This is a genomic window from Aeromonas sp. HMWF015 (assembly GCF_963878965.1).
Taxonomy (GTDB): domain Bacteria; phylum Pseudomonadota; class Gammaproteobacteria; order Enterobacterales; family Aeromonadaceae; genus Aeromonas; species Aeromonas veronii.
The window spans coordinates 1-5,626 of sequence record NZ_CAWNZT010000154.1; the positions used below are offsets into that span (position 1 = coordinate 1).

Consider the following 5,626-nt stretch of genomic DNA (forward strand, 5'->3'; position numbering starts at 1 on the left):
GCCAAGCTGTGGTCCATGGTGCTGCACATGATGCAGGGCACTCCCTTCATCTATCAGGGGGAGGAGCTCGCCATGACCAACCGCCACTGGCAGCCGGGCGAGCTGCGCGATGTGGAGGCGCTCAACTACCGCGCCAGCCAGTCAGGGCTGGATCCTGCCGAGCTGAGTCGGCGACTCGATGCCATCGGCCGCGACAACGCCCGCACCCCGATGCAGTGGGACGCTGGCCCCTACGCCGGTTTCAGCACGGCCACGCCCTGGATTGCCCTCAATGCCAACCACGTTGCAATCAATGCAGCCGAGCAGCTGGCCCGCCCCGACTCGCCGTTTCACTGCTATCGCCAGCTCATCGCCCTGCGCAAGGCCCACCCGGTCATTCGCCACGGCAATTTCGAGCTGCTGGATGGGGATGATCCCGAGCGCATCAGCTATCGCCGCCACTGGCAAGCTCCGGCCAGCGGAGAGCGGCACACCCTGCTGCTGCTCGCCAATCTCACGGCGAACCCCTTGCCGATGCCCCACTTCGACAAGGTGACAAACGAGATGCGGTTGCTGCTGGCCAATTACCCAGGCGAACCGCAGCCACTCTTCGCCCCTTATCAGTGCGCCATCTGGCTGCAAGTAGAGCAGGGTTAACCCCGTGTTGACGGGCCATGTCAATGGCCCGTCAGCCACCTCCCGTTGGCTACCAGCATAAAATCACGCCCCCACGTGACGGGATTAAATTAACCACTATTACTGACTTATTAATTGATTATTTATCCCGTTTGATACGCTCTTATTGCCCCTCTTACTATGCCTGCGACCTATCCATTGCCGATGCAACTATCGGCCTTCAAACTGGCATAGCAAAGTGGAAAACAGATGATCACCACAGACGGGAATAACGCAGTCGCCTCGGTGGCGTACCGCACCAGCGAAGTCATCGCCATCTACCCCATCACCCCCAGCTCGGCCATGGCTGAGCTGTCGTCGGCCTGGTCGAGCGAACGGGGCAAGAACCTGTGGGGGGATGTGCCCCGGGTTGTCGAGATGCAGTCGGAAGGGGGCGCCATCGCCGCCGTCCACGGCGCCCTGCAGACCGGCGCGCTGGCGACCTCGTTTACCTCGTCGCAGGGGTTGCTGCTGATGATCCCCAACCTCTACAAGCTGGCGGGTCAGCTTATCCCCTTCGTGCTGCATGTGGCGGCGCGTACCGTGGCGACCCATGCGCTATCGATCTTTGGCGATCACTCGGACGTGATGGCGGTGCGCCAGACCGGCTGTGCCATGCTCTGTGCCAGCAATGTGCAGGAGGCGCAGGACTTTGCCCTGATCTCCCAGATAGCGAGCCTCAACAGCCGCCTCCCCTTTATCCACTTCTTCGACGGCTTTCGTACCTCCTACGAGATTGCCAAGATAGCGCCACTCGCTGACGACACCCTGCGCGCCCTGCTGCCCGCAGATGCCATCCGTGCCCATCGTGATCGGGCGCTCACCCCCGACAAACCGGTCATTCGCGGCACTGCCGCCAACCCGGACACCTACTTCCAGTGTCGGGAGGCGAGCAACCCCTGGTATGACGCCGCCTATGGCCATGTGAGCGAGGCGATGCAGGCTTTTGGCAAACAGACCGGCCGCCACTACCGGCCGTTTGAGTATGTCGGCCACCCGCAGGCGGAGCGGATTGTGGTGCTGATGGGCTCGGCCATCGGCACCTGTGAAGAGGTGATCGAGCGCCTGCTGGCTCAAGGGGAGAAGGTAGGTCTGGTGAAGGTGCGGCTGTTCCGCCCCTTCTCGGCCGAGCACCTGTTGGCCGCGATTCCCGAGAGTGCCCGCGCCATCGCCGTGCTGGATCGCACCAAGGAGCCGGGCGCACAGGCCGAGCCCCTCTATCTCGACGTGATGACGGCGCTGGCCGAAGCGGTCAGCCGAGGTGAGCGGGCAAGCCTGCCGCGGGTCATCGGCGGCCGCTATGGCCTCTCCTCCAAGGAGTTCGGCCCCGCCTGCGCGCTGGCGGTGTTTGCCGAACTGGCGCAAGAGAACCCGCGCCCGCGCTTTACCGTCGGCATCTTCGATGACATCACAGGCCTCTCGCTACCGCTGCCCACGCTGGATTCGCAAAGCCCCATCCACAGCCAGCAACACAAGCTGGAAGCGCTCTTCTACGGCCTTGGCAGCGATGGCACCGTCTCGGCGGCCAAGAACAGCATCAAGATCCTCGGCAACCACACCGACCTCTATCCGCAGGGCTATTTCGTCTACGACTCCAAGAAGGCGGGCGGCCTCACCGTCTCTCACCTGCGGGTGGGCGAGCGGCCGCTCCAATCGGCCTATCTGGTGGAAGAGGCGGACTTTATCGGCTGCCATCAGTGGCAGTTTGTCGACAAGTACCGGATGGCGGAGCGCTTGAAAGCGGGCGGCATCTTCCTGCTTAACACCCCCTACAGCGAAGCGGAGATCTGGCAACGCCTCCCCAGCGAGGTGCAGCACGCCCTGCGCGAGAAAGAGGCGCGCTTCTACATCATCAACGCCGCCAGGATTGCCCGCGACTGCCAGCTCGGCAACCGCATCAATACCGTCATGCAGATGGCCTTCTTCCAGCTCAGCGCCATCATTCCCCCCGCAGAGGCGACCAGCCTGCTGAAGCAGGCCATCGCCACCAGCTATGGCAGCAAGGGGCAGACACTGGTCGAACGCAACTGGCAGGCACTGGAGGCAACCTGCGCCGCCCTGACCCGGGTGCCACTTGGCGAGCTGGATCCCGCCAGCCGCCCGCGCCCGCCGGTGGTTTCGGCCAAGGCCCCCGACTTTGTCCAGACCGTCACCGCCGCCATGCTGGCGGGGCTGGGTGACAGCCTGCCGGTCTCCGCCTTCCCGCCGGATGGCACCTGGCCGGTCGGCACCACTCGCTGGGAGAAGCGCAACATCGCCAAGGAGATCCCCATCTGGGAGGCGGAGCTCTGCACCCAGTGCAACTACTGTGTCGCCGCCTGTCCCCACTCGGCCATTCGCGCCAAGGTGGTAGAACTGGATGCACTGGCCGCTGCTCCCGCTACCCTGGATGCGCTGGATGTGAAATCCCGTGACATGCGCGGCCAGCAGTACGTGCTGCAGGTGGCGCCGGAGGATTGCACCGGCTGCAACCTCTGCGTCGAGGTGTGCCCGGCCAAGGATCGCAGCAACCCGGATCGCAAGGCGATCAATATGGCTTCACGCCTCGATCACCTCGACGAGCAGAAGGCCAACTACGACTTCTTCCTCGACCTGCCAGAGCGCAGCGCCGAGCAGCTGGAGCGCATCGACATCCGCACCTCCCAGCTCATCTCGCCGCTGTTTGAATACTCGGGCGCCTGCTCCGGTTGTGGCGAGACTCCCTACATCAAGCTGCTGACCCAGCTCTATGGCGATCGGCTACTGATTGCCAACGCCACCGGCTGCTCGTCCATTTATGGCGGCAACCTGCCTACCACCCCCTACACCACCAACGCCGAGGGGCGCGGGCCGGCCTGGGCCAACTCGCTGTTTGAAGACAACGCCGAGTTCGGACTAGGCTTCCGCCTCACCGTCGATCAGCACAGGGAGCGGGTGCGCCGTCTGCTGGCGAGCCTGGGCGACACCATACCGGCAGCGCTGCGCGAGGTGCTCGGCGATGCCACCCTGCCGGTTTCCGAGCAGCGGGCCCGTATCCAGCAGTTACGGGAGCTGCTGCAACAGAGCAAGGTTCCGGAGGCCCTTGAGCTGGCTCGCGATGCGGACTATCTGGTGGAAAAATCGGTCTGGCTCATCGGCGGCGATGGCTGGGCCTACGACATCGGTTTTGGCGGGCTCGACCATGTGCTGAGTCTGGGGGAGAACATCAATGTGCTGGTGCTCGACACCCAGTGCTACTCCAACACCGGCGGCCAACAGTCGAAGGCGACGCCACTCGGGGCCATTACCAAGTTTGGCGAGCAGGGAAAACGCAAGGGACGCAAGGATCTCGGCGCCAGCGTGATGATGTATGGCCACGTCTATGTGGCGCAGATCTCCCTCGGCGCCCAGATGAACCAGACGGTGAAGGCGATTCAGGAGGCGGAAGCCTACCCGGGCCCCTCGCTCATCATCGCCTACAGCCCCTGCGAGGAGCATGGCTACGACATGGCCGAGAGCCATGAGCAGATGAAGCAGCTGACCGCCACCGGCTTCTGGCCGCTCTACCGCTTCGATCCGCGCCGCGCAGAAGAGGGCAAACTGCCGCTGGCACTCGACTCGCGGGCCCCCAATGCCTCGCTGGCCGAGACCTTGCGCCACGAGCCCCGCTTCCAGCGGCTGGAGCGCCAGCTGCCGGAGGTGGCCAGCCAGCTCTATCAAGAGGCGGAGCAGGAGGCCAATCGCCGCTTCGCCTGGCTGAGCCAGCTGGCGGGCAAGGAGAGTCCGGTGCAGGAGTAAGCCACGTATGGCTTGATGGCAACAGCCACTCTATTCGCCAAATAACAATCAGAGCTCCCCGCGGGGAGCCCTGATGCTATCTATGGTGAGCCAATGTCGGCGCAGGCCAAATCAGGCGCTGATGGAGGCCAGCTCGTGGCGTTTCAGCGCCAGCAATGTGATGAGCAGCGCCAGCGTGGCGATCAGCGCCATGCCGATATAGGTCGCGCTGAAGCCCGGGGCCAGCAGATCGGGGGCGAGCCGGCTCAAATCGCCATCGCTGCCGGCTGGCAGGCGGAAATGAAACAGCATGGAACAGATGGCCACGCCGACGGCACCGCCGAGCTCCCGCCCGAAGTTGAACAGCGACATGCCGATGCCGCGATCCTGCCGTGGCAGGGCATTTTGCACTACTACCGAGAGGGCGGGCAGCACCAGACCCAGACCGATACCGGCAAACCCGAGCGCCAGCCTGACCCAGGCATCGAAGTGGATCTGCCAGAGCGCCACCGCCGCAAGGCCAAAGCCCACCGCAACAAAGCTCTTGTAGTGACCGGTACGACCAATCAGCTTGCCGCCGACAAAGGCGCCGGCAGTGATGCAAATCATGAAGATAACCATGATGGCGCCGCTCTCGCTGGCGCTCATCCCCTTCTGCCACTGCATCTGCAACGGCAGATAGACCAGCACGGCAAACATCAGCAGCTGGGAGAGCATCACCAGCAGCACGCTCACCAGATAGCCGGGCAACCGGGCCAGATGGGCAGGCAATATGGGGTCGTGGGCGCGCCGCTCAATCAGAATGAGCAACAGCAACGCAACGCCCAGCGCCGCCGAGAGCCAGAGTGCGGGCAGCGCCGCCTCCGGCGAGAGCAGCAACAGGGTGAGCGTGGTGACGGTAATCAGCAGACCCGCCCCCTTCCAGTCGAAGCGACTGTGGCGGCGCCCGTTGAGCTGCTTGAGGTTGCGGTTGATGAGAAAGACTGCCAGCGCCCCGAGCGGCAGATTGATCCAGAAGATCCAGCGCCAGCTGAGTTGCTCGGTGAAGTAGCCGCCGAGCAAGGGGCCGGCGATGCTGGAGACCGCATAGACCGCCGAGATGTAGCCCTGATACTTGCCCACCTCTCGCGGCGGAATGGTATCGGCAATCACGGTAAACGCGAGGGCAATCAGACCGCCGCCCCCCAGCCCTTGCAGCACCCGCGCTGCCAGCAGGGTCTGCAGATCCTGGGAGAGG

3 protein-coding genes are annotated in these 5,626 nt (G+C 64.0%); 2 read left to right on the plus strand and 1 reads right to left on the minus strand.

Features of this window, described 5'->3' with window-relative positions; genetic code table 11:
• Together AACS18_RS07810 and nifJ are read left to right on the plus strand one after the other, a co-directional pair.
• The coding region (locus AACS18_RS07810) for an alpha-amylase family glycosyl hydrolase (RefSeq protein ID WP_146184872.1) at positions 1-636 on the plus strand (636 nt) is incomplete at its 5' end.
• A gap of 228 nt (positions 637-864) precedes the next feature.
• Positions 865-4,410: a pyruvate:ferredoxin (flavodoxin) oxidoreductase gene (gene nifJ / locus AACS18_RS07815; protein ID WP_108614061.1), complete on the plus strand. Its 3,546-nt coding sequence runs from the start codon at positions 865-867 to the stop codon at positions 4,408-4,410.
• 111 nt (positions 4,411-4,521) lie between these two features.
• Here the strand turns inward: nifJ and AACS18_RS07820 are convergent.
• A partial coding sequence (locus tag AACS18_RS07820; protein ID WP_108614062.1) for an MFS transporter occupies positions 4,522-5,626 on the minus strand: 1,105 nt, incomplete at its 5' end.